This window comes from Bacillus sp. JUb11, assembly GCF_024807925.1.
Classification (GTDB): Bacteria; Bacillota; Bacilli; order Bacillales; family Bacillaceae; genus Bacillus; species Bacillus altitudinis.
Window position 1 is genome coordinate 95535 of record NZ_JANUEZ010000009.1, and the last position, 23762, is coordinate 119296.

General features: G+C 41.9%; 25 protein-coding genes, 1 rRNA gene and 1 pseudogene. 19 read left to right on the top strand and 8 right to left on the bottom strand.

Going from position 1 to position 23762, the window contains the following annotated elements; translation table 11 throughout:
* Window positions 1–15: 15 nt before the first annotated feature.
* Both M2369_RS16640 and M2369_RS16645 read left to right on the top strand, forming a co-directional pair.
* Window positions 16–2610 carry a YfhO family protein gene (locus M2369_RS16640; RefSeq protein ID WP_259255071.1) on the top strand — a complete coding sequence of 865 codons (2595 nt, stop codon included), beginning with the start codon at window positions 16–18 and terminating at the stop codon, window positions 2608–2610.
* A 61-nt stretch (window positions 2611–2671) separates the two neighbouring features.
* The gene (locus M2369_RS16645) at window positions 2672–3145 is read left to right on the top strand and encodes a DinB family protein (RefSeq protein ID WP_039167943.1); all 474 of its coding nucleotides are present in this window, start codon (window positions 2672–2674) and stop codon (window positions 3143–3145) included.
* 2 nt (window positions 3146–3147) lie between these two features.
* On the opposite strand, the gene M2369_RS16650 is transcribed toward M2369_RS16645, so the two are convergent.
* The 3 genes from M2369_RS16650 to M2369_RS16660 form a co-directional block, all read right to left on the bottom strand.
* Complete coding sequence (locus M2369_RS16650) at window positions 3148–3570, bottom strand: regulatory YrvL family protein (RefSeq protein WP_144680181.1); 423 nt, start codon at window positions 3568–3570, stop codon at window positions 3148–3150.
* Between the two features lie 67 nt (window positions 3571–3637).
* Window positions 3638–4801: an oxalate decarboxylase family bicupin gene (locus M2369_RS16655; protein ID WP_048002115.1), complete on the bottom strand. Its 1164-nt coding sequence runs from the start codon at window positions 4799–4801 to the stop codon at window positions 3638–3640.
* A gap of 94 nt (window positions 4802–4895) precedes the next feature.
* Window positions 4896–5060 (bottom strand): YvrJ family protein, encoded by a 165-nt coding sequence (locus tag M2369_RS16660; protein WP_073415715.1) that lies wholly within the window; start codon window positions 5058–5060, stop codon window positions 4896–4898.
* Window positions 5061–5226: 166 nt separating this feature from the next.
* Here M2369_RS16660 and M2369_RS16665 point away from each other — a divergent pair, with 166 nt between their 5' ends.
* Together M2369_RS16665 and rsoA are read left to right on the top strand one after the other, a co-directional pair.
* A complete protein-coding gene (locus tag M2369_RS16665) occupies window positions 5227–5829 on the top strand; it encodes a sigma-70 family RNA polymerase sigma factor (protein WP_096881153.1) in 603 nt (200 codons plus the stop codon).
* Window positions 5777–5998 carry a sigma-O factor regulator RsoA gene (gene rsoA / locus M2369_RS16670; protein WP_096881154.1) on the top strand — a complete coding sequence of 74 codons (222 nt, stop codon included), beginning with the start codon at window positions 5777–5779 and terminating at the stop codon, window positions 5996–5998. Before M2369_RS16665 ends, rsoA begins: the two co-directional genes overlap by 53 nt.
* 17 nt (window positions 5999–6015) lie before the next feature.
* Here the strand turns inward: rsoA and M2369_RS16675 are convergent, their stop codons facing one another.
* On the bottom strand, window positions 6016–6996 hold the full coding sequence (locus tag M2369_RS16675) for a metal-dependent hydrolase (RefSeq protein ID WP_039167934.1): 981 nt from the start codon (window positions 6994–6996) through the stop codon (window positions 6016–6018).
* Between the two features lie 191 nt (window positions 6997–7187).
* Here M2369_RS16675 and mutY point away from each other — a divergent pair, with 191 nt between their 5' ends.
* The gene (gene mutY / locus M2369_RS16680; RefSeq protein ID WP_039167932.1) at window positions 7188–8288 is read left to right on the top strand and encodes an A/G-specific adenine glycosylase; all 1101 of its coding nucleotides are present in this window, start codon (window positions 7188–7190) and stop codon (window positions 8286–8288) included.
* Here mutY and M2369_RS16685 read toward each other — a convergent pair.
* Window positions 8275–8499: a hypothetical protein gene (locus M2369_RS16685; protein WP_008341962.1), complete on the bottom strand. Its 225-nt coding sequence runs from the start codon at window positions 8497–8499 to the stop codon at window positions 8275–8277. The genes mutY and M2369_RS16685 overlap by 14 nt on opposite strands.
* An 81-nt stretch (window positions 8500–8580) precedes the next feature.
* Between M2369_RS16685 and fabL the strand changes: the two genes are divergently transcribed.
* The 10 genes and pseudogenes from fabL to M2369_RS16735 all read left to right on the top strand — a co-directional run bounded on the left by fabL (window position 8581) and on the right by M2369_RS16735 (window position 18129).
* Window positions 8581–9333, top strand: coding sequence for an enoyl-[acyl-carrier-protein] reductase FabL (gene fabL, locus M2369_RS16690; RefSeq protein ID WP_007496726.1), 753 nt, complete (start codon window positions 8581–8583; stop codon window positions 9331–9333).
* 75 nt (window positions 9334–9408) lie between these two features.
* Window positions 9409–9558: pseudogene (locus M2369_RS16695) on the top strand (gamma-type small acid-soluble spore protein); the annotation flags it as partial.
* A 174-nt stretch (window positions 9559–9732) separates the two neighbouring features.
* Window positions 9733–9993, top strand: a complete 261-nt coding sequence (locus tag M2369_RS16700) for a YgaB family protein (RefSeq protein WP_041506562.1) — start codon at window positions 9733–9735, stop codon at window positions 9991–9993.
* Between the two features lie 147 nt (window positions 9994–10140).
* Entirely contained in the window at window positions 10141–10671 is a 531-nt protein-coding gene (gene ntdP / locus M2369_RS16705; protein WP_008341956.1) for a nucleoside tri-diphosphate phosphatase, read from the top strand.
* Window positions 10672–10766: 95 nt separating this feature from the next.
* Window positions 10767–12509: an ABC transporter ATP-binding protein gene (locus tag M2369_RS16710; RefSeq protein WP_008341950.1), complete on the top strand. Its 1743-nt coding sequence runs from the start codon at window positions 10767–10769 to the stop codon at window positions 12507–12509.
* A 112-nt stretch (window positions 12510–12621) separates the two neighbouring features.
* Entirely contained in the window at window positions 12622–13644 is a 1023-nt protein-coding gene (locus tag M2369_RS16715; protein WP_041506561.1) for an ABC transporter ATP-binding protein, read from the top strand.
* Window positions 13613–14590 carry an ABC transporter ATP-binding protein gene (locus M2369_RS16720; RefSeq protein ID WP_084231714.1) on the top strand — a complete coding sequence of 326 codons (978 nt, stop codon included), beginning with the start codon at window positions 13613–13615 and terminating at the stop codon, window positions 14588–14590. The genes M2369_RS16715 and M2369_RS16720 overlap by 32 nt, the downstream gene beginning before the upstream one ends.
* Window positions 14565–16151, top strand: coding sequence for an ABC transporter substrate-binding protein (locus M2369_RS16725; RefSeq protein WP_017358851.1), 1587 nt, complete (start codon window positions 14565–14567; stop codon window positions 16149–16151). Before M2369_RS16720 ends, M2369_RS16725 begins: the two co-directional genes overlap by 26 nt.
* Before the next feature lie 61 nt (window positions 16152–16212).
* Window positions 16213–17214 carry an ABC transporter permease gene (locus M2369_RS16730; protein WP_007496737.1) on the top strand — a complete coding sequence of 334 codons (1002 nt, stop codon included), beginning with the start codon at window positions 16213–16215 and terminating at the stop codon, window positions 17212–17214.
* A gap of 18 nt (window positions 17215–17232) precedes the next feature.
* Complete coding sequence (locus M2369_RS16735) at window positions 17233–18129, top strand: ABC transporter permease (protein ID WP_008341942.1); 897 nt, start codon at window positions 17233–17235, stop codon at window positions 18127–18129.
* A gap of 29 nt (window positions 18130–18158) precedes the next feature.
* Here the strand turns inward: M2369_RS16735 and M2369_RS16740 are convergent, their stop codons facing one another.
* Window positions 18159–19232: an FUSC family protein gene (locus M2369_RS16740; RefSeq protein ID WP_025206980.1), complete on the bottom strand. Its 1074-nt coding sequence runs from the start codon at window positions 19230–19232 to the stop codon at window positions 18159–18161.
* A gap of 247 nt (window positions 19233–19479) precedes the next feature.
* Window positions 19480–20775 carry a glutamate-1-semialdehyde 2,1-aminomutase gene (locus tag M2369_RS16745; RefSeq protein ID WP_041506559.1) on the bottom strand — a complete coding sequence of 432 codons (1296 nt, stop codon included), beginning with the start codon at window positions 20773–20775 and terminating at the stop codon, window positions 19480–19482.
* A gap of 129 nt (window positions 20776–20904) precedes the next feature.
* Here M2369_RS16745 and bcp point away from each other — a divergent pair, with 129 nt between their 5' ends.
* Together bcp and perR are read left to right on the top strand one after the other, a co-directional pair.
* On the top strand, window positions 20905–21372 hold the full coding sequence (bcp, locus tag M2369_RS16750) for a thioredoxin-dependent thiol peroxidase (RefSeq protein WP_007496746.1): 468 nt from the start codon (window positions 20905–20907) through the stop codon (window positions 21370–21372).
* Between the two features lie 159 nt (window positions 21373–21531).
* Entirely contained in the window at window positions 21532–21990 is a 459-nt protein-coding gene (gene perR, locus M2369_RS16755; RefSeq protein WP_041506701.1) for a peroxide-responsive transcriptional repressor PerR, read from the top strand.
* Window positions 21991–22005: 15 nt separating this feature from the next.
* Here perR and M2369_RS16760 read toward each other — a convergent pair whose 3' ends face one another.
* Window positions 22006–22353 carry a YgzB family protein gene (locus tag M2369_RS16760; protein ID WP_007496750.1) on the bottom strand — a complete coding sequence of 116 codons (348 nt, stop codon included), beginning with the start codon at window positions 22351–22353 and terminating at the stop codon, window positions 22006–22008.
* Between the two features lie 189 nt (window positions 22354–22542).
* Between M2369_RS16760 and M2369_RS16765 the strand changes: the two genes are divergently transcribed.
* Both M2369_RS16765 and M2369_RS16770 read left to right on the top strand, forming a co-directional pair.
* Window positions 22543–23421: a nucleotidyltransferase-like protein gene (locus M2369_RS16765; RefSeq protein WP_041506558.1), complete on the top strand. Its 879-nt coding sequence runs from the start codon at window positions 22543–22545 to the stop codon at window positions 23419–23421.
* 273 nt (window positions 23422–23694) lie between these two features.
* Window positions 23695–23762: ribosomal RNA gene (locus M2369_RS16770) — 16S ribosomal RNA — on the top strand; the annotation flags it as partial.

Genomic DNA, 23762 nt, shown 5'->3' on the forward strand with positions numbered 1-23762 from the left:
GGAGAAAGGATTTAGATGATGAAACGTAGATGGATACTCATTGGAATGTGCCTCATTCTTGCTTTATTAGGACACTCCTTTTTCTTATATGAATATACGCAAGGCCGATATATGACGGGAGATGGGGATGGCATTTCGCAAATGCTCCCGTTTAAAAAGCTGCTGTATGACGAATACGTCAAAGGAAACTTCTTTTATTCCTATCAATTTGGTCTAGGCGGCGGTACATATACGCAATTAGGTTATTATTTTACAACGTCGATGGTCTTTATGGTCACAGTCGCTGTTGTCTGGCTGTTAAATGTGCTTCACCTTGTACAGTCAACAGACATTCACTTTTGGGCAAATGCTGTTATTTGGCTGAGTGTGATCAAGCTGACAGTCATTCTGTTCATCGCATATCGTGTGCTTCTTTCGATTGTGCAACATAGGCTGGGGGCGCTGACAGGTGCCGGTATTTACGGACTGTCTATTGTGTACTTTCGGCATCAAACGTTTTGGGAGTTTTTCACCGACAGCATGATGTGGCTTCCGCTGCTTGTGCTCGGGGTTGAACGGATTTTTAAAACAGGCAAGCCGGCATGGTTTATTGCGGCTTGCAGTCTCATGCTGATCAACAATTTTTACTTTGCTTACATTCACTTTATCTTTTTAGCCATTTATCTCGTCTTCAGATATATGATTAAGCTTCAAAGCGAGGAGCGAGGCTGGAAGGTGTTCTGGACACTTGCGATCTCTACGTTGTTATCGTTTGGGATCAGTGCTGCCTTTTTTATCCCGTCTGTTTACGGCTTTCTTAATAATGTAAGACCGCCGTATGAACAGGCGATTCCTTGGTTCGAGCTGCATGATCATCTGCTGTTTACAAGCAGGGTGTACTTATTGCCGGTCATCTTTCTGATTTGTCTGTTTCTCGTTCCGCTATACCGGAACAGATGGTTTTTCATGTTCACATCGATCAGTGTTCTGCTGATCATTTTTCACTACAGTCCAAAGATGGCGAGCGTGTTTAATGGTTTTTCTGCACCGCAGTACAGATTTGAATACATTCTTGCTTTTACAGTCGGAGCAGTCGTAGCCATCACCATCAAGCATTTCTCGCAAATGGAGTGGAAGTGGAAAAAACGTGCGGTTTTAGGCGCTTGGATTGTATTCCTTCTCGCAGTCGCCCTTTCAGAACGAGCAAAGGGAAATATGGATGTTGTTGTATTTACCGGAATAGGACTGCTTGTGATCAGCTTGTTCTTCCTCTCGATACATGCGGGGAAACGTCTGCACCTTCGTCTCTTTTCAGCTGTGCTCATCGTTGTGAGCTTACTGACAGCAGGCGTGTATCAGCAGGGCTACTTATTTGAAAGAAGCAATATTAAGAGCGTATCAGATACGTATCTGAATAGTGAGGCGTATGCTGGACATGAGCAAATGAAGCTCATTCAGCAGATTGAAAGCCGCTCAAAAGAAGATCCGCTTGCCCGGATTGATTGGATGAACGGCGTGCGCAACAACACCCCGTTATTTGAAGGCTTTCAAGGCATGAGTGCGTATTCAAGTATATTGAATCAGCATCTGCTCCATTTCTACTGGAATGATCTTCAAATTGATATGGGACGGGAAAGTGTCAGCCGGTATGCAACAATGGGGGACAGGGCGAATTTATACAGTCTGACCTACGGGAAGTATTATATGAGAGACAAATCGATGTCTTTCTCACCGCCGGTTTATTTTAAGCCAATATTGGAAAGCGAACATTATGAAGTGTATGAAAATACACGCCCGCTCCCATTTGCAAGAACAACGAGTACCGTCTATTCAGAAAAGTCACTAGAGCATGCGTCAGCACTTGATAAAGAACATGCGATGTTGCAAGGTGTGATCTTAAACAAAAAAGGAAATGCTGAAATCGACCAATCGGCTGATCGAATAAAGGATACAAACATTCATACTGAACAAGCGGTATACGAAAATGGCGTGCTTGATGTATACGGGAAAACGGGCGGGCTGAATATCACCCTTCCAGATGATATCGCTCGCGTGGGGGATGTGTATGTGAGCTTTTATGTGAAGCGGACCGACCGTAACGAAGGGTTTCAGTTATCTGTGGATGACTACGTCACATCACGCAAAAGCAATACGTCTATCTACAAAACAGGCGTTAATGACGTGACGATTCGCGTCCCTGCGGAAAAAATCCTTTCCATACAAGTTCCAAAAGGGACGTATGAGCTGAGTCAATTAAAGCTGTATCATGAGCCTTACCGCACCCTTGCGCGGGCATATGAAAAAGAAAAACAGGATGATGGCAGCCAGCAGGTGAAGCTTAAAAATAACCGCTTTACGATTTCTTATGAGAACAAGCGCGGCGATGATTATATGATTCTGCCTGTTCCATTTGAAAAAGGCTGGGAGCTCACGGTGAACGGCCATCAAACCGAGATTGAACAAGCCAATTATGCGTTTATCGGTTTTCCAATAGAAAAAGGCAAAAACGAGATCGTGCTAACCTACTATCCGCCTTATATCAGAATTCTCGTATTGATTTCACTCGTCAGTTTGGTCGTTGCGATTTTATATGCACGGAGAAAACACAAGAAACACCACTTTACATCATAAGTGGTGTTTTTTCTCATCATTGATACAATCTACATAAAAGCATGTGAATGGGGGAGACCATTTGACGTTAAACAAAGAGTCCACTATTGCTCATTTTGAACACTCCATTGAATGGGTACAGTCACTAACGGAATTAACAGACAAAGAATGGCGCAGAGCGATCGCTGATGGAAAATGGAGCACCGCTGAAATCATCGCCCATTTCGTTCCATGGGATGAATTTATTTTAAAGGCTCGACTAAAGGAATTTTGGAACGATCGGCCATTACCTCAAGCTCCTGATGTGCACAAAATGAATCAGCAGTCAGCTGAAAGAGCGAGAAAGGAAAAGAAAAGCGAGACGATCGTTCGATTTATTGCTGTCAGAACAGAATTACTTCAAGAAATGAAGAAAATTGAACCATCTCGCTGGAATGAACCTTTTTTTATTGGTCAAACCAAGCTGACGTTATTAAGTTATTTCCAAGGACTGATCGAACACGATACCCATCATATGAAGCAAATCAAAGAAGCACTCTCGTCAGAAAGAGAGTAGAGTCATGAAGCTTCTTTCTCAAATGGAAACGTCGCATAATCAAACAAAAAATGAAATAGCCAAAGACTTAGCGCAAAGAGAATTTCTTCAGAAGTAGTCAGCAAAATGCCGTCAACCAATTCGTCTGATACATAGACAGCACCCCAAATAAACAAAAGGTGAAATAAAACGGCATAGAAAACGATGGATCGTTTTTTGGACCGACACTTACGAACAAACCGCATGAGCACGTGTTCCAGATGTTCAAAAGAGATCCCAAGTACAACATAGATGCCCATAAACAGAATCAACGATAAAATCGATTGATAAAAAGCACCGGTCAAATGAAAGAACAGCACACAAAACAACAAAAATATGTAACAGACAGCTGATAGCGCCATGAGCCATTTCAGCCCTTGCCATAAAGCGTGAACAGATTGTTGCATGGGTAAACAACACTCCTTTACATGAAGATACCTGCAAAAAGGACAGCCTTTTTGCAGGAAGGTGGAATTAATCCTCTTTTTTAGGTGCAGCGATGACAGGGTGTTTTTCTGTATCAAGCAATTTCAAGAATTCTTCGCCTTGATCTAAATGATCCAAAACAAGCTGTTTCGGTGTGACCGCAAGCCACTGATTGAGTGAAATGTCTGCATAATGATCGCTCTTAAAGATTTCTAAGAAATAGAGCGGTTCGTCGCCTGTATTTTCTACATAATGCCCCATCGCAAATGGCACATAGCCAACGTCTCCCGCCTGATAGTTGAAGGTTCTCGCATGTCCATCAGAAGCAAATACCGTCATTCGAGCTTTTCCAGAAATGAAATATTGCCATTCATCCGTATTTGGGTGCCAGTGCAGCTCACGGATGGCACCTGGATCAACTTTCACAAGAGCAGAGGCAATCGTTTTAGAAGCTTTGAAATTGGTAGAATCCGCAATCCACACTTGTCCGCCGCTTGACGTAATCGGCTCTTGCTTTAACAGCTCATATTTAAAGGAGTTCGGGACTTCTCCTTGCTCTGTTTGCACCTTGTCACATTCAAGGGAACCAGGAATTCCTTTTTGGAAAATATACTTCTCTTTCTCTGGCAGCTTCTCAAATTGCTCCTTTGTCATTCCAAAGTTTTGGAGAACGACTTCCTCTGGGGTATGAGCAAGCCAATCAGTCACTTGGAACGTACTATTTTCAGAGAAGGAACCATCATCAAACACAAGCAAGAATTCAGCTCCTGGTTCAAGTGCTTGAATAGAGTGCGGCAAGCCAGAAGGGAAGTACCATAAATCTCCCTCAGTCACATCCTCTGTAAAATTCCGCCCCTCTGCATCAACCGATGTAATTCGGGCTTCCCCATAAATCATGTACGCCCATTCCGCTTCTTTATGCCAGTGCAGCTCGCGAATTGCACCAGGTTTTAGCCGCATGTTCACAGAGGCAAGACTTTTAGAGATTGGCAGTTCACGTACCGTGACTTCTCTTGCGTAACCGCCTTTTTCTAAACGGTTGTGCGTATCAGAAAAAGAATATTTCATGTTGGGAACCGTTCCATGATCGGTTTCTGGTGGCGTGAGCATATCTGGGTTTTGTCTGTCTCGCTCGAGATTACGTGGAATTTTGACCGTTGCTCCTTTTTCTCCTCGAATCGGCTGCGGTACACCATTTTGCTTTTCACTCATGATAAAATCCCCTTTCAACATCGTATTGTGTGAGGTGACAAAAGGCCTTTCATTTCGCCCTCGTTTTCATAAGGTGAAACGAATCAAGAAGATGTCAATCTGATTCATCATTTTTTTGAACAGCGACCAATCGTTGGATGAGTTTGCTTAATTCATCAAACTTTCGTTCAAAACGTGTCAGCAAATAAATCGTCAAAATGGCAGGAAAGCCAGCCTGACCGAGCTGCTTCAGCCATTCCTCCGAAAAAAAGGTCTCCATTTGTCTCACCTCCCAGCGGATGCTCGTCTTCTCTATAGGTGGTATGAAAGAAGAAATAGGAAATCAAAAGGGGAGAAAATGAACCATTAGACCCGTTTCACAAAGTTTACTTTTTTTAACTTTTGTCCACTTAATGCAAGTAGAGAGAACAAAGGGGAGGATGCACATGGATTATCGGCTGTTATTGAAAGCAAAATGGAAGGAAATCGTTGATCACCCGCTCATTCAGCAGTTTTTAAGCAATCCTAAAAACCAGCAGCTGCTCCGGCAAGTCATGGAAGAGCCAAACGAGGAAAATGCGAAAAAACTAGATTCCGAGTTCAAGCAGTTTTATCAAAAAATCCGCATCATCAAGTATATTTCCACAATGATCCGCATCTTTTCAGTCGACTTTGACAAACGAGTGAAAAAAAAGCAGCAACGTTTTCCGCTCATACTCGATCATCCTGATACGCAAGAAGTGAAAGACCCTGTTCAAACAGATACGTATGAAGCGGTGCTCTTCAACCAGCAAGACTTAGGGGAGCACCTGCAAGACCCAAGATTGTACAAGGCCTATCAGCAGCTCACAGACAAACAAAAAATGGTTTTAACCCAAATCTATGTCGATGGTCAAACGATGAAGGAAATAGCCGACCGGCTAGGCGAAACGAGACAAAACATCTCAAACATCCACAAAAAAGCACTCAACAAACTAAAAGAAGAAACAGGAGGAGATGTCCGTGCAAGAAGACAAAATGACCAATGGAGAAATGGAAAAACTCATTGAAACCTTCACACCCATGATCAAAAAGAAACTACAAAACACGGCATATCAAGAAAGAGAAGACCTCGAACAAGAACTCTACATCAAACTCATCGAAAAAATAGACCGGCTGATTTACCAAGAAGGACCTGGCTTTTGGGAGTTTATTGTGGAATATATGACGAAGATGTAAGCACAAAAAAGACTCGCTCACACAGAGCCGAGTCTTAATTTTTTTTGCAGTTTTTCTTCACTGAAAATCCAACCGGTATAGGAATTTTTGATTTGGTGGTCCATGTCGATATGGCAGATTGCAACAAAAGGATAGTGACCTTTGCTGCGGTAGCGCAAATCAATAAACCGTACCTCATAATGATCCTTGTATTTATCTACTTCCCACCGGTAGACAGGGGAGAAGGAGAGAAAGGCTGAAATGTTTTCATCCTGTTTGGCAATTTTCATAATCTCAGTATCAGGGACCGGCACACGGTTAAAGGTGTCTAAAATGATGATCTCACCATTCATACTGCGTCCAACATGGAAAGAGGATTTACATTTCACAGCAATACGCCATTGTCTAAACTTCATTGTAGGCGAAATGATTATTTCCTCAATCTCATCGAATCGTTCACGAAGCTGACGTTTAATCTGAAGCTGCATGATGACCCTGACGATATAGTAACAGAAAATCACGGCATACAGCGTAATGAACGTATAGCCGGGATGCCCGCCAATCGCCCATACGACAATGGCGACAAGATGTGTAAAAAAGATAAACGGATCAAACGTGTTAATGATCCCAAGCGCTACCCATTTCTTTGAAAATGGACGAATGGCCTGCGTGCCGTAAGCATTGAAAATATCGACAAACACATGAAGCACAACGGCTAATAGTGTCCATAGCCAGAGGTGAAGTAAATTCGCCCCCGGCACAAATGGGAAAATCACAGCCGGAATTAGCAATGACCAAAACAGTACAGCCGGAATGGAATGAGTAAATCCCCGGTGATTTCTTATATAAACTGCATTATTTTTTAGTTTTAGCACAGTATCAATGTCTGGTGCTTGGGAGCCGGCGATGGTCGCGATCATCACGGCGTGTGCCATGTGTGGATCTGCGCTGACGGCTGGATCTAAAAGCGCAAGTCCCCCAAGAGAAATGCCCATTACTACATGAGTACCAGTGTCCAATTGATTACCTCCTAGTTATCATGCTTAGGAACAATCATAAAAAGTATACGTCTCTCATCAAGACTATGTGCAAAATCACTTTTGCTTTATCCCGATTTAATGTAACATGTTAACGTATCTACAAACAGTATACAACAAATAAGGTTCTTTTCAGAACGTTAGCTCTCGGTTCGATAAGAAGGAGTATAGAGATGAAAGACATTCAAGAAAAGCTGGACCGCAAAGATATTGCGGGCTTTCAGCATGATTTAATCGATTGGTATGAAAAAGAACAACGAACACTTCCATGGCGTGAAAATCAAGATCCATATCGCGTCTGGGTATCAGAAGTGATGCTCCAGCAAACAAGAGTGGATACGGTCATTCCGTACTTCAATCGGTTTATGGAGCAATTCCCGACGGTGAAGGATCTTGCTTTAGCTGATGAAGAAAAGGTCATGAAAGCATGGGAAGGTCTTGGCTACTACTCACGAGTGCGTAATTTACAGGCAGCTGTGAAAGAAGTCTATGAATCCTACGGGGGCGTTGTCCCTGATACGAAAGAACAATTTTCAAAACTGAAAGGTGTAGGCCCGTATACGAGCGGCGCAGTGCTGAGTATCGCCTATAACAAGCCATACCCTGCGGTAGACGGCAACGTGATGAGGGTCATTTCCCGTATCTTGTCCATATGGGATGATATTGCAAAACCAAAAACGAGAAACATTTTCGAATTTGCGGTTGATCAGCTCATTTCCCGGGAAAAGCCGTCAGAATTCAATCAAGGGCTAATGGAGCTAGGTGCGCTTATTTGCACCCCAACCTCTCCTGCATGCCTCATTTGTCCTGTAAACATGCATTGCTCGGCACTTGAGGAAGGCGTTCAGCATGAGCTGCCGGTGAAAAGTAAAAAGAAAAAGCCGACTGCGAAATCAATGGCAGCGGTGGTGTTATTTGATGATGCAGGCCACCTCTATATTCATAAGCGTCCAAGTACAGGTCTGCTTGCGAATTTATGGGAGTTCCCAAACATGGAAACAATGAAGGGAAGAAAAACGGAAAAAGAGCAGCTGATTGATTTCTTAAAAGAGGAAGCGGGTGTACAAGCAGAACTTGGTGATTTAGAAGGCACCATTCAACATGTATTTACCCACCTCATCTGGAATATTTCTGTTTTCTTTGGACGTGTGACCTCTGTATCTGATGACACGATGCTGAAAAAAGTCACAACAGAAGAATTTGAGGCATATGCTTTGCCAGTCTCACATCAAAAAATATGGAAGATGGCACTTGAACAGCCTAGTCATATTTAACCGTTGTACCATGGGTATAATCGGCTTCATTTCGGTGCAGACCCCCGCGGTTTTCAATTTCAGAAATGATTTCTCGATACTTAGATTGCCCTTCTTCGTTTAAATAAGGTAAAATTTGTTGGAAAGCATGATGAAAAAAAGCAAGCTCAGTATCTTTCCATTGATCCTTTGACATCATGCCAAGCTGGCTTAAATCGCGTCCGACATACATGAATGTAACCTCCTAATAGGAACTTTCCTATTAGTGTGAAGCGAATGGACGAAAACTATTCAAATCAGGAGATGAACCATAATGAACAAGCGTAAATGTGCACTAATTACAGGCAGCAGTAGAGGTGTCGGGAAAGAAGTAGCCCTTCGCCTGGCTGAAAAAGGATATGACATTGTCATTAACTATGCAAGAAGCAAAAAAGCAGCACTTGAAACAGCTGAAGAAATTGAAGCGATGGGTGTTAAAACATTAGTTGTCAAAGCCAACGTTGGTCAGCCAGAGAAAATCAAAGACATGTTCCAGCAAATTGACGAAACGTTTGGCCGTTTAGACGTATTTGTGAACAATGCGGCATCTGGCGTTCAGCGCCCAATCATGGATCTTGAAGAAAATCATTGGGACTGGACCATGAATATCAATGCGAAAGCCTTGTTATTCTGCGGACAAGAAGCAGCCAAATTAATGGAGAAAAACGGCGGCGGACATATCGTCAGCATTAGCTCACTAGGCTCTATCCGCTACCTTGAAAACTACACGGTGGTCGGTGTATCTAAAGCAGCACTAGAAGCTTTGACACGCTATCTATCCGTTGAGCTGTCACAAAAAAATATCGTCGTAAATGCCGTATCAGGCGGCGCCATCGATACAGATGCACTCAAGCACTTCCCAAATCGTGAAGAGCTATTAGAAGACGCTAAGAAAAATACACCAGCAGGCCGTATGGTGGAAATTAAAGACATGGTCGACAGTGTAGAATTCCTTGTATCAGGCAAAGCAGATATGATTAGAGGACAGACGATTATCGTCGATGGCGGACGTTCTTTGCTTGTTTAAAAAAATCATGAATAAGATGTACACCTTCTGCACAAATTAATGTGCGTGGAGGTGATAATGATGGATAAACAACAAAACAAAACAAACGCACAACAAGTGAAAAAACAAAACCAAGCTGCTGCACAAGGCGGTCAATATGGCACTGAATTTGCTAGCGAGACTGACGCACAGCACGTAAAAAAATACAACCAAAAAGCTGAGCAAAACAAACAACAAAACAGCTAATCACTGAAACAAAGGGAAGCACTTCATCTACGAATGAAGTGCTTTTCTTTTTGCCTCTCCCCACCATCCGACAAAACCTGTAAAACCTCTACATAAACAGTCAAAGGACTTCTTCCTTCTTTCAAGAAATGGTATAGATACAAAAAGTCGATACGAATGAAAGGGAGGAGTTAGATGTCTGATTTCGACCAGCTTGTCAAAGAACAAATGCAGCTTATGGATCAGCTGCTCGATGTACAAGGAGAACTTGATCTGTACTTAGAGACAGAAAAACGATTGCTGCAAGGTGAAAAAAAGGAAGAGCGGCATAAGCTTCATGATCAAATCAAACAGAAACGAGAAGAACTGCAAAAAGCCCAAACACTATTTACAAAACAGACTGAACAAGTCATCAATTCGTATAAACAAATGGAGAAGAGCTCAACCGTGATGTAAAAGAGTGTGCCGTTCAATTGGGTTGAATGGCTTTTTCATTTCATTTTTTAATGATGTAACGGTATAATATAATAGAGACATGTTTAGTTGGGAAATTAGGTCTTTGGACTGTTAGGTTTGTTTGTTATAGAAAGTAGGGGAGAAAATATGGGCTATCCCAAGGAAGGAGAAACCATCCAAATTCAAAGCTATAAACATAATGGCTTGATCCACAGGATTTGGAATGAAACCACCATTCTGAAAGCAACGGAATTGTGTATCATTGGTGCAAACGATCGAACAATGGTGACTGAATCCGATGGCCGAACATGGATGACAAGAGAACCGGCTATTTGCTATTTTCATGCAAAACAATGGTTTAATGTCATTGGGATGCTTCGAGATGATGGGGTGTATTATTACTGCAACATCAGCTCTCCTTTTGCGACAGATGAAGAGGCGATTAAGTATATTGATTACGACTTAGATGTCAAAGTCTTTCCGGACATGACGTATAATATTTTGGATGAGGATGAATATGCAGATCATAAGAGGCAGATGAATTATCCAAAAGAAATCGATAGTATCTTACGAGAGCATCTAAATACATTACTGCATTGGATTCACCAGCGGAAGGGACCGTTTGCTCCAGAATTTGTGGATATGTGGTATGAACGTTTTTTGCGTTATACAAAATAAGTAACAGCAGCTAAAACCTGTTTGGCTTTTCAAAGCCAACAGGTTTTTGATTGCGTACGGATAAGAGGCACTGATAGATTGGGAAGGAGATTTACATGGGGGTCATAAAACGTTACATGGCTTTTGTAACACCGTATAAAAAACAGATTGCATTGACAATGGTGATCGGAATGATTAAGTTCTCGATCCCCTTAACATTGCCTCTGCTTTTAAAGTATGTCATTGATGATGTGATTCAAGGCTCTGGATCGGCTGAAGAAAAAACATCCACTCTCTTTATTATTATGGGAATCATGCTTGTATTATTTTTAGTGATGAGACCGCCTGTTGAGTACTACAGACAATACTATGCGCAGTGGACAGGCAGTAAAGTATTATTTGATATTCGGGAAAAACTGTTCTCGCACATTCAAAAGCTAAGCCTTCGCTATTACGCCAACACGAGAACAGGGGAAATTATTTCAAGGGTCATCAACGATGTGGAGCAAACAAAGGAATTTGTCATCACAGGGCTTATGAACATTTGGCTTGATTTGATGACCGTCCTGATTGTGATAGCCATTATGTGTACACTGGATCTTAAACTCACCATTGTGTCTGTCATTATTTTTCCGCTGTATGCGTTAGCAGTGAAGTATTTTTACGGACGGCTTCGCAAGCTGACAAAAGAGCGGTCGCAGGCACTGGCTGAGGTACAAGGGCACCTGCATGAGCGAGTACAAGGAATGCCTGTCATTCGCAGCTTTGCGATTGAAGAATACGAACAAGAGAATTTTCACGATGAAAATAAAAATTTCTTAAACAAAGCGATCAATCATACGAATTGGAATGCCAAAACATTCGCTGTCGTCAATACGATCACAGACATTGCGCCGCTGCTCATCATTGCTTTTGCTGGTTATACCGTCATTAACGGGTCGCTTTCAATTGGGACAATGATTGCCTTTGTCGGCTACATTGATCGGATGTACAACCCGATTCGCCGTCTCATTAACTCATCGACGACTTTAACTCAGTCAGTAGCATCAATGGATCGTATTTTTGAGTTTATTGATGAACCGTATGAAGTAACAGACAAGCCGAATGCAAAAGAAGCCAATCACTTAAAAGGAGAGGTAGAATTTAAAGATGTGTCGTTCCGTTACGAACATACACAGGAAGAGATTTTACACAATATCTCCTTGAAAGTAGAAAAAGGTCAAACCGTTGCGCTTGTAGGAATGAGCGGCGGAGGGAAGTCGACACTCGTCAGCTTAATTCCAAGATTTTATGATGTCACAAGCGGATCACTCGAAATTGACGGCATTGATATTAAAGAGTACAAGGCAAGAAGCCTGCGGAATCAAGTCGGGATGGTGCTCCAAGATACATTCTTATTCAGTGACACCATTAAAGAAAATATCGCTGTGGGAGACCCAGAAGCATCCTTTGAGAAAATTGTGTCGGCGGCCAAAGCGGCTAATGCCCATGAGTTCATCATGTCTCTTCCTGAAGGATATGACACAAAGGTAGGAGAACGTGGCGTAAAGCTATCAGGCGGTCAAAAACAACGAATTTCAATTGCGAGGGTATTTCTTAAAAATCCACCGCTGCTTATTTTAGACGAAGCGACGTCTGCACTTGATTTAGAAAGTGAACATTACATTCAAGAAGCGATGCAAAAGCTGGCAAAAGATCGCACAACTTTTATTGTTGCGCACCGTTTATCAACGATTACACATGCGGACCTCATTGTGGTCATGGAACAAGGAGAGATTGTGGAAAAAGGAACACATGAGGAATTAATGAACCGAGACAGCCACTATCGCCATCTATTTACCATTCAAACATTAAATTAGTAGAAGCCTATCCGATTCTAGCGGATAGGCTTTTTTATGCTTGTCAAAAACATGACATATTTCCCAGCTTGTCTCAATACAATTTTAAAAAGTATGACGGGGTGGTGAAGATGTGAAAGAACAAAAAGTATTGCTAGATGTCAAACAGCTGTCTATTGCTTTTCAGCAAAAAAAGCAGAGAGTGCCGATCGTTCATGACATCTCATTCTCTATTCAAAAAGGAGAAACCTTAGGTATTGTGGGCGAATCTGGCTGCGGGAAAAGCATCACATCGATGTCTTTAATGGGGCTGAATCACCAAACAGAAACAACAGGTCACATACAATTTGAAGGTCAAAACCTGCTGTCACTGTCGGAGAAACAATGGCGAGAGGTCAGAGGGAATGACATCTCAATGATTTTCCAGGAACCCATGACTTCTCTCAATCCACTCATGACCATCGGCAAGCAAATGACAGAAGCCCTTTTCACACATCAGACTATCAGCCAAAAAGAAGCAAAAGTAAAGGCGGTAGATTTGCTTCAAACGGTAGGCCTGAAACAAGCAGCGTCATTACTCAAAAAATATCCACATGAACTATCGGGCGGCATGCGTCAGCGTGTAATGATTGCGATGGCGATGCTATGTCACCCAAAGCTCATGATTGCAGATGAACCAACGACTGCACTTGATGTCACCATCCAAGCACAAATTCTTCGTTTGCTCAAAAAGTTAAATGAAGAGATGGACACCGCTATATTATTTATTACTCATGATTTAGGCGTCGTGCGGCAAATATGCCAGCGTGTCATGATTATGTATGCCGGTCGAATCGTAGAAGAAGGAACCGTTGACCGTATTTTCCAAAAACCTCTCCATCCCTACACGAAAGGTCTTTTCGCCTCTGTTCCATCATTTAAAGAGAAAAAAGAAAAACTCATGTCTATTGCGGGTCATGTACCTAAGCCAGGAGCTATTCGGTCCGGCTGTCAATTTGCACCACGCTGTCCATATCAAATGACGCAATGTCTTGAACAAGACCCATCTTTACAATCCATTTCACACAATCACCGCGTCGCATGTTTTCTAATGGAAGGAGGAGAAGACACTGAATCACCCACTGTTGCAAGTGAATCAACTGACGAAGCGTTATGACACATCGGCATTTTTTTCTAAACACAAACAGACGACTTTGGCTTTAAATCAAGTGTCCTTTCACGTGAAAGAAGGAGAGACGCTCGGCATTGTGGGCGAATCTGGCTGCGGGAAATCAACCCTTGGCAAAAGCTTAATGAGATTAATCGAACCGACTTCTGGCTCAATCCAAATGAAAGGAAAAGAAGTGACGCTTCTGAAAGAACGAGACATGCGTTCCTTCAGAAAAGACATTCAAATGATTTTCCAAGATCCATACGCTTCCTTAAATCCACGAATGAAAATCAAAGACATTTTAGAAGAACCGCTCATTGTTCATAAACATGGAACAAAAGCAGAAAGACAAAAGCGGGTAAAAGAGATGCTGCACATTGTTGGGTTTGACCCATCCTATGGAGACCGTTATGCGCACCAATTCAGCGGCGGTCAGAGGCAGCGTATTGGAATTGCTAGGGCGCTCATTACTCATCCAAGTCTTGTGATTGCCGATGAGCCAGTTTCCGCTTTAGATGTATCGGTTCAAGCACAAATATTGAATTTAATGCTCGAATTGCAAAAGACGCTTTCTCTGACGTACTTGTTTATTTCTCACGATCTAGGCGTTGTCAAGTATATGAGCGACCGAATTGCAGTGATGTACGCTGGCCGTATTGTAGAAATGGGTCCTGCGGAGGACGTATTTCACAATCCGCTTCATCCTTATACATCGCTTCTTCTGAAATCCATTCCACATATGGATCACGTGCTGGAAACGCAGGATGTGTCAGCGGAAGAATCCACCCTGGTGTCAGAAGATGGCTGTCCTTTCTATAAAAGATGTCCAAAAAGGTGGGCGCAATGCTTGCAAGCTGTTCCGCCTTTGTATGAGGAGGAAACAGGTCATGCAGCTGCGTGCTATTTATATCAAAAGGAGGAACACAATGAAGAAGACATGGTTATTCAGTAGTTTCATTTTTGTGCTGGCACTTGCGTTATTTTTAGGTGGCTGTTCATCTTCATCAACATCAGAAGAAAAAGCCACAAAAGACACTCTCGTATTCGGCAGAGGAGGAGACTCTACGTCACTTGATCCGATTACAACAACAGAAGGCGAAACCTTCAAGGTCACAGAGAATATGTTTGAAAAGCTTTTGAATTACGGTGAAAAAGACACGACCATCCATCCGGGCCTCGCAACAGAATGGGATGTTGCGAAGGACGGAAAATCGTACACGTTCTACTTAAGAGAAGGTGTGAAATTTCACGATGGCACAGACTTTAATGCAGAAGCAGTGAAATTCAACTTTGACCGCTGGATGAATGGAGATGCCGAAAAATTTCCTTACTACGGCATGTTTGGCGGCTATAAAAAAGATAAAGGGCATGTCATTAAAGACATCATCGTCAAAGGAGAGCATGAAATTGAATTTCAACTCAAACGCCCGCAAGCAACATTTCTGAAAAACATCGCCATGTCACCATTTGGTATCGCTAGTCCTGCAGCAGTTGAAAAAAGCGGTGATTCATTTAGAGAAAACCCAGTGGGCACAGGACCATTTAAGTTTAAAGAATGGAAGCAGAACGACCGTATTGTCTTAGAAAAGAACGAAGATTACTGGCAAAAAGATAAACCAAAACTGAAACAAATCATCTTCCGCTCTATTCCTGAAAACTCTGCTCGTTTAAATGCGCTTAAAACAGGCGAAATCGACTTGATGGATGGCGTCAATCCGTCCGATTTAGATGGCATTAAAACAGACAAAGCGCTCCAGCTGATTGAAAGACCATCCATGAACGTAGGTTATATCGGGCTGACAGTGACTAGAAAGCCGCTTGATAACAAGTTGGTTCGTCAGGCGCTCAATTATGCAGTTGATAAAGAATCAATCATAGAGTCGTTTTATGGAGGGCTTGCTGAACCAGCAAAAAATCCACTTCCTCCGTCATTAGAAGGCTACAATGACGAGATTGAGCCATATCCATATGATCCGGAAAAAGCAAAAGAACTATTGAAAGAGGCAGGCTTCCCTGACGGTTTTCGCATCAAGCTTTGGGCAATGCCTGTGCCGCGTCCATATATGCCAGACGGGATGAAGGTAGCTGAAGTCATTCAGTCAAACTTTGAAAAAGTTGGTGTCAAAGCCGAAATCGTCACATATGATTGGGCGACTTATTTAGATAAAGCAAGTAAAGGCGAAGCAGATGTGTTCTTATTAGGATGGACAGGGGACAATGGCGATCCTGATAATTTCATCTACACATTATTAGATAAAGACAGTATTGGCGGTAACAACTATACATTCTTCCAAAACGATAAAATGCATGACATCCTCATTGAAGCGCAGACCGATACGGATCAAAAGAAGCGAAATGAATTATATCAAGAAGCTCAAGAAATCATTCATGATGAAGCGCCTTGGATCCCATTAGTCCATTCAATTCCAATGCTTGCCGCATCTAAAGATTTAAAAGGCTACCAGCCGCATCCGACTGGTTCCGAAGCATTGACTGACGTATATTTCGAATAAGCAAATAAGGGAGATCGTTCGATCTCCCTTATCCAAACAATGAAAAGGCGGTGAAAGCTGTTTGTTTGCTTATTGTATGAAGCGAGCAGGAATGCTCATTCCAGTACTGATCGGAATGACCTTAGTTGTATTTTCTATTATTCGGTTTATCCCTGGAAATCCGGCGCAGGTCATCTTAGGACAGCGGGCAACGAAAGAAGCAGTAGAGCAATTGACGATTCAGCTTGGTTTAGACCAGCCGTGGTACGTACAATATGGTCACTACATGCTGGGGCTTTTAAAAGGCGATCTAGGGACTTCCATACGAACAGGAGCGGCTATTGCCCAGGAAATGAAGCCTTACTTATTCGCTACATTAGAATTGACTTTCTTCGCTATGTTGCTGGCGATTATTGTCGGTGTGAATGCCGGAATCATTAGTGCATGGTTTAAACATTCTTTCTTTGATTATGTGGCCATGTTTATTGCGCTCATTGGGGTGTCCATGCCGATTTTCTGGTTAGGCTTAATGGGACAGTGGCTATTCTCGATTGAATTAGGTATTTTGCCGACTACAGGACGAGAAAACGTCAGAAATCCGGTAGAGTCGATCACCTATATTCATACGCTGGACACGCTTTTGCAAGGGCGATTTGATCAATTCTTTGACAGCATCAAGCATTTAATTTTACCAAGTACCGCTCTCGCAACGATTCCTGCTGCGATTATTGCAAGGATTACGAGGGCAAGTATGTTGGAAGTCCTTCATTCAGATTTTATTCGAACAGCAAAAGCAAAAGGGGTACGTTCATTTTTCATCATTTATCAGCATGGGCTGAAAAATGCGCTCATTCCGATTTTAACGATTATTGGTCTTCAAACAGGTCTCTTGCTAGGCGGAGCCATTTTAACAGAAACGATCTTTGCTTGGCCGGGAATTGGGCGGTATATTTACGATGCAATTAGCTATCGTGATTATCCTGTTATTCAAACTGGCATTCTTGTTGTTGCGCTCATATTTGTGCTGATCAATTTCATTGTTGATATCTTGTATGCAGTCATTGATCCGAGGATTAAATACTAGAGAAGGGAGAGTGACGACATGGAAGCGCAAAAAGAGCTTCAAGCACCTGAACAAAAGGAAGAACGCTCTCAATCACTGATTCTTGAATCGATGAAACTGTTCTTTCAGCACAAGCTGGCGGTCATTGGCACTGTGATTGTCTTTTTATTTCTTATCCTAGCAATCTTTGCACCGCTCATTGCTCCTTATGGAATCAACGAGCAGTCACTAGGCGAACGATTTAGTGCCCCTTCAGCTGCGCATTGGTTTGGTACGGATGATTTCGGGAGAGACATATTTTCTAGAGTCGTGCATGGAGCTCGGATTTCATTATGGGTGGGTTTCTTCTCCGTTCTTGGGTCGGTTATTTTAGGGACATTGCTTGGATTGATGGCAGGTTACGGCGGTAGATTACTGGATGCTGTCATCTCAAGACTATTTGATATTTTACTCGCTTTTCCTAGCATTCTATTAGCGATTGCGATCGTTTCCATCTTAGGACCTTCCTTACAAAATGCCCTTATTGCCATAGCAATTATTAACGTCCCCACATTTGGCCGGCTCGTTCGTTCAAAGGTGCTGAGCATTAAGCAAGAAGAATATGTTTTAGCAGCAAAGGCAGTCGGGATGTCACACCGCCGCATCGTTCTTCGTCACATTCTGCCAAATAGTATGGTGCCGGTCATCGTTCAAGCGACGCTTGCGATTGGTACTGCCATTATTGAAGCGGCGGCTTTAGGATTTTTAGGGTTAGGTGCACAAGCGCCAAGTCCAGAGTGGGGGAAAATGCTTGCAGATGCGAGACCTTATCTCGTACAAGCGCCATGGACTTTATTTTTCCCGGGGATTGCGATCATGCTGACGGTTCTTGGTTTTAACTTGATGGGAGATGGATTAAGAGACACCCTTGATCCTAAAATGAAGAAAATAAAATAAGACCGATTCTAAGAATCGGTCTTTTCTATTTAAGCTTCTTTTTCTTCTGTCTCAATCTCACTATCTTTTGGGTGATATGTTTGGAAGCTTGTAATCAAAGTATCTAGATGCTCCAATTCATCACGGTATTCAATAATACTCGACATCACATTCAGCATATTGTAATCCAGCAAGTCGTTTTCTTGATTTTGCTGGTGCTGAATAAATGATTTCGTTAATGCTTCAAGACGAAGAGAGCATTCATTTTGGAAGTCATCGTCCTGCGGTTTCATTTTTCCAACAAATTTCATTAAGGTACGTTCATGCCAATAAAGTAAATAATCAATCTCATCTGTTAAGCTCTCTCTGAAATGCTCTGGCATCAAATGAATTTCATTTTCTAACTTATGAAGCTTTTTCAGCAAGTACAGTGCTCGATTAGACGTCATGATTGCCTGTCTGAATAAAACAAGCTTTCTAGATTTGACATAGGTCGTTTTCTTTAAATAGCTTCGTTCTTCTTTGTATAACAAGTAAATGTGATCTAATTTGATCATACGTTCTTTTATTTGATCGATGTCATCCTTTAAAGTGGAATGATCAGTTGACTGTCTGGAGCTTAGACGGATCCATTTTAAAATCTCCTCCGTATTTTCCATAATGTGATGAACAAGCTTTGTTTCATACTTTGGCGGCAGGAAAATCAAATTCACTAAAAATGAAGAAAGTACGCCTAACACCACAGTTGCTGTTCGAATTAAGGCAAAGGAAAGGAAATGATCCCCTGCACTTTCTAAAATCGCGATGACGGTTACGAGTGCAATCGGAATCGTGTGTTCAATCTTCAGCTTTAAATTAATCGCAATGACCATGACGGCAGTTAAGCCGATGATGACTGGTCCTGTGCCAAAAAGCAGACCGAACGTAATGGCAAGTGCTGCTCCAATAATATTGGCTTGCACTTGATCAACAATCGTTAAAAATGATCGATAAATAGATGGCTGGATAGCAAATACAGCTGCAATTCCCGCGAAGACGGGTGTCGGCAACCCAAGCCATGTTGCCAGGTAAAGCGCGAGTACAATGGCAATACCAGTTTTTAAAATACGGGCTCCAAGTTTCATTGGTTTTGTCCCTGCATTCCTTTCTTTTCGATAATAGATGACCACTTGTCATATATCATAAATATTTTGATGAAACAACTAAGTAATATACAGCGGTCTTCCGAAATATTCAAGTGATTTTTGAAAGTTCATGAAAACATCAAAAGAAGGTATTGAGAAAAAATGTAACAGATTCACTCGCTTTTGACAATCAAGAGCTGGTAAATAAAAAAACAGACGCATGAATTTACGTCTGTTTTTCTCTTCATTATGATTGTTTTAGCTGTTCAAACGCATGATCTACTGCTTTGAGCGTTTCAGAAATATCATTTTCAGTATGTGCAATGGTTAAGAACCAAGCTTCATATTTAGAAGGAGCGAGGTTAATACCTTGTGCGAGCATGAATTTAAAGAAACGGGCGAACATTTCACCATCCGTATTTTCAGCCTGCTCGTAGTTCACAATCGTTTCCTTTGTAAAATAAATGGTGAGAGCACCTTTTAAGCGATTCACTGTAATATCTACTTGATGTTTTTTTGCGTGGGCTAAAATTCCCTCTTCTAACATGGCCCCAAGCTGATCAAGACGTTCGTAGACCCCGTCTTCTTTTAACACTTCCAAGCATGCAATACCAGAAAGGATGGAGGCGGGATTACCTGCCATCGTACCAGCTTGGTATGCTGGTCCAAGCGGGGCGACTTGCTCCATAATTTCTTTTTTGCCGCCGTAAGCGCCGATTGGAAGACCGCCGCCGATAATTTTACCTAATGCAGTGAGGTCAGGTTTTACTTGAAGCAAGTCCTGTGCACCACCATACATAAAGCGGAAAGCTGTAATGACTTCATCATAGATGACTAGAGCCCCTTTTTCATGAGTCAGGTCATTAACCTGCTGCAGGAAACCGTCTTTAGGCTCTACGATGCCAAAGTTCCCGACAATTGGCTCAACAAGAACAGCTGCTACTTCATCACCCCAGCGGTCTAATGCTTCTTTGTAGCTGTCTATATCGTTGAATGGAACGGTAATGACTTCATTGGCAATACTTTTAGGCACGCCCGCTGAATCTGGTGTTCCTAAAGTGGAAGGTCCAGAGCCGGCCGCAACTAGCACAAGATCAGAATGGCCGTGGTAACATCCGGCAAACTTAATGATCTTTGTTCTGCCTGTATAAGCGCGAGCGACACGGATTGTCGTCATCACAGCTTCTGTACCTGAATTGACAAAACGAACTTTGTCCAAAGCAGGCATCGCTTCCTTCAGCATCTTAGCAAAAGTGACTTCATGCTTCGTTGGTGTTCCGTAAAGGACACCCGTCTCGGCTGCTTTCGTGATGGCTTTTGTAATATGAGGATGAGCATGTCCCGTAATAATTGGGCCGTATGCTGCTAAATAGTCGATATAACGGTTTCCGTCAACATCCCAAAAATAAGCGCCTTCGCCTTTTTCCATTGCAACAGGTGACCCGCCGCCCACTGCTTTATATGAACGAGATGGGCTGTTAACCCCTCCAACAATATGCTCCAGCGCCTCTTGATGTAATTTTACTGATTCGGTGAATTTCATAAATAGCCTCCTATCTCAACGTATCACGTCGTCTATCATTATTTTAACATGCCGATGCAAGCGTCCTTAGTTGAATATCTTCTCGAAATTGGATAGGCTAATGAAAAAATAGGTTGGAGGGATTGTATCATGACAATCGAAGTGGGGCAGCAAGTACCTGATATTGAATTACTTGGTGATAATGGAGAGAAAGTAAAGCTCTCTGATTTTAAAGGGAAACACATTGTCCTTTATTTTTATCCAAAAGATATGACGCCGGGCTGCACAACGGAAGCCTGTGATTTTCGTGACCGCCATCAAAGCTTTGCGGAATTAGATGCTGTGATTATCGGCGTAAGCCCAGACGGTCAAGACAAGCACCAAAAGTTTAAAGAAAAACATGACTTACCTTTCCTGCTTCTTGTAGATGACGAACAAAAATTGTCTGAAGCTTTCGGTGTATGGAAGCTGAAAAAGAACTTTGGTAAGGAATACATGGGAATTGAACGCTCAACGTTTCTTATTAATAAAGAAGGAAAGCTTGTGAAAGAGTGGCGTAAAGTAAAGGTGAAAGATCATGTGGAAGAAGCGCTTGAGGAACTGAAAGCTCACGCTTAATATGTTGACGAGATGAGATCGGCAGTCGTGCCGGTCTTTTTTGTATAGAAGAATAGGTAAAAAAGAGGATTGTAATTGACAAAGTTTCGGCTCTGGGGGTACACTATTTATAAAGATTATAATATAAGAATATTTTTGAAAAGAGAGGTGCATGATGAAATGGCTGCTCACGAACTAAAAGATGCTTTAGACGCTCTAAAAGAAACCGGTGTTCGAATTACTCCGCAGCGCCATGCCATCTTGGAGTTTCTCGTAAATTCTATGACACACCCAACCGCGGACGATATATATAAGGCACTTGAAGGAAAATTTCCTAATATGAGTGTAGCAACGGTTTACAACAATTTACGAGTCTTCCGGGAATCTGGATTAGTAAAAGAATTAACGTATGGGGATTCCTCAAGCCGATTTGATTTTGCGACATCTGACCATTACCATGCGATTTGTGAAAACTGCGGAAAGATCGTTGACTTTCACTATCCTGGCCTTGATGAAGTAGAACAGCTTGCATCCCATGTGACAGGTTTTACAGTAAGTCATCATCGCTTGGAGATCTATGGCACTTGTCAAGAATGTGCAAAAAAAAGAAAATCATTAATGAAAAAGCTGACCAGTTGAATGGTCAGCTTATTTTTATGACTTTTTTCGATTGTAGGATTCATCAAACTCTTTGCCTTCTAATGCTGGATCGAGTGTAAGTGGCTCTCTGCAATGCATGCACATGTCCACCCGCCCAAGCACTTTTGTTTCCTTCTCACAGCCTGGACATACGACACGGACTGCCTTCGTAGAAAGCATACCGATCCAAAAGTAAACGGCTGTACTCAATCCAATCGATAACACGCCGAGTAGCATAAAGAAGGTCGACAGCCAGACCGATTCCTTGAAGAACACACCGATATACATGATCAAAAAACCAACAAAAACCAAACTAAGTGCAAATGTTCTGATTTTATTAATCTTACTGGAGTATTTCGCCATCCCTAGTCCCCCTTATCTCCAATATAGCACATTTTACCTTTCTGTTTGAATTAGTTATAGAGTTTTGTGAATAAATTGCTTATAATGATTCAACGATCTTTTTTCATGTATTGAAGGAATTTTGATTCTATGAGGAGAAATACATAGCATTAGAGAAGAACCTTACACCCGAGTATTGGAGGAATCACTATGGAAAATCTTCTCCGTCCTATTTATCAAGAGAGAGCAAGTCATCCAGATACATTAGCTGTGATTATAGTAGAAAGAAGACATAAAGTATCTTCTGAGACGGATAACTTTGATGCAGCGCTTCTAGTCATCGTAAAGGATGCGGAAGAACCGTTATTTATTAAGCACTATGAATCCGATCACCAAACAGCTTCTTTAAATGTTGTCACAAATGATCAGCTGAAGGAATGGATTACCTTAGGTACTAACAGGCGGATTATTGATTGGATTTTAAACGGAAAAGTCCTGTTTGATCGAAATGAATATATTTTCAACTTGATTGATGAACTGAGTACATTCCCGTTTTCTAACCGTAAGCTCAAAATTGGTTTAGAATATGGCAAGCTCATTCGCAGATATATAGAAGGAAAAGCATTTTTTGAATCAAATCAATTCCTCGATGCATATAATTCCATTGTGCATGCCCTGCATCATCTGGCGCGTATTGAAGTGATTGATAAAGGCTTCCACCCAGAAGTGACCGTTTGGAATCAAGTACGTCATATGGAGCCTGAAGTATATAAACTTTATTCAGAGCTGATTGAAAGCCACGAAAGTCTTCATAAGCGGTTAGAACTTTTATTCCTAGCGAATGATTTCTTGATTCATTCAAAAGCAGAAATTGGTGCGGCTCATTTGCGTCATGTCATGGAACAGCAGGATATTTGGCTGTTTGGCGAGCTTCTTGCACATCCTGATCTCAAACATTTCACACCTGATCTTAGTGTGATGATTGATTTCTTTGTGGAAAAAGGAATTGTGCTAGTAGAGCCAATTGAGACGAAGGGGCAAAAAATCTATCATCGAGGATATTTTGTTAAAAAAGATATTGACGTATGAATATTATGATGGTATATTATTAAACGTCGCTAATGAGCAACTGAGTTGCTTTTAAAGAAAAGCGGACAAAAAGAAATTCAGAAAAACACTTGACGCACACGGCGCTCAAATGTTATATTAAGAAAGTCGCCTCTGAGCGATAATGAAGATGATCTTTGAAAACTAAACAAGACAAAACGTACCTGTTAATTCGAGTTTTTATAAAAAAATCCTATGATACATCATAGGTAGTCAGTCGAACGCTGACGAAAAGCAAAACTTCGGTTTTGTACTTTTTCGGAGAGTTTGATCCTGGCTCAGGACGAACGCTGGCGGCGTGCCTAATACATGCAAGTCGAGCG

Coding starts and splice junctions, on each gene's coding strand:
- M2369_RS16640 (WP_259255071.1), top strand. CDS start 16: ATGATGAAACGTAGATGGATACTCATTGGAATGTGCCTCATTCTTGCT.
- M2369_RS16650 (WP_144680181.1), bottom strand. CDS start 3,570: ATGCAACAATCTGTTCACGCTTTATGGCAAGGGCTGAAATGGCTCATG.
- M2369_RS16655 (WP_048002115.1), bottom strand. CDS start 4,801: ATGAGTGAAAAGCAAAATGGTGTACCGCAGCCGATTCGAGGAGAAAAA.
- M2369_RS16660 (WP_073415715.1), bottom strand. CDS start 5,060: ATGGAGACCTTTTTTTCGGAGGAATGGCTGAAGCAGCTCGGTCAGGCT.
- M2369_RS16665 (WP_096881153.1), top strand. CDS start 5,227: ATGGATTATCGGCTGTTATTGAAAGCAAAATGGAAGGAAATCGTTGAT.
- rsoA (WP_096881154.1), top strand. CDS start 5,777: ATGTCCGTGCAAGAAGACAAAATGACCAATGGAGAAATGGAAAAACTC.
- mutY (WP_039167932.1), top strand. CDS start 7,188: ATGAAAGACATTCAAGAAAAGCTGGACCGCAAAGATATTGCGGGCTTT.
- M2369_RS16685 (WP_008341962.1), bottom strand. CDS start 8,499: ATGTATGTCGGACGCGATTTAAGCCAGCTTGGCATGATGTCAAAGGAT.
- fabL (WP_007496726.1), top strand. CDS start 8,581: ATGAACAAGCGTAAATGTGCACTAATTACAGGCAGCAGTAGAGGTGTC.
- M2369_RS16700 (WP_041506562.1), top strand. CDS start 9,733: ATGTCTGATTTCGACCAGCTTGTCAAAGAACAAATGCAGCTTATGGAT.
- ntdP (WP_008341956.1), top strand. CDS start 10,141: ATGGGCTATCCCAAGGAAGGAGAAACCATCCAAATTCAAAGCTATAAA.
- M2369_RS16710 (WP_008341950.1), top strand. CDS start 10,767: ATGGGGGTCATAAAACGTTACATGGCTTTTGTAACACCGTATAAAAAA.
- M2369_RS16725 (WP_017358851.1), top strand. CDS start 14,565: ATGAAGAAGACATGGTTATTCAGTAGTTTCATTTTTGTGCTGGCACTT.
- M2369_RS16735 (WP_008341942.1), top strand. CDS start 17,233: ATGGAAGCGCAAAAAGAGCTTCAAGCACCTGAACAAAAGGAAGAACGC.
- M2369_RS16740 (WP_025206980.1), bottom strand. CDS start 19,232: ATGAAACTTGGAGCCCGTATTTTAAAAACTGGTATTGCCATTGTACTC.
- M2369_RS16745 (WP_041506559.1), bottom strand. CDS start 20,775: ATGAAATTCACCGAATCAGTAAAATTACATCAAGAGGCGCTGGAGCAT.
- bcp (WP_007496746.1), top strand. CDS start 20,905: ATGACAATCGAAGTGGGGCAGCAAGTACCTGATATTGAATTACTTGGT.
- perR (WP_041506701.1), top strand. CDS start 21,532: ATGGCTGCTCACGAACTAAAAGATGCTTTAGACGCTCTAAAAGAAACC.
- M2369_RS16760 (WP_007496750.1), bottom strand. CDS start 22,353: ATGGCGAAATACTCCAGTAAGATTAATAAAATCAGAACATTTGCACTT.
- M2369_RS16765 (WP_041506558.1), top strand. CDS start 22,543: ATGGAAAATCTTCTCCGTCCTATTTATCAAGAGAGAGCAAGTCATCCA.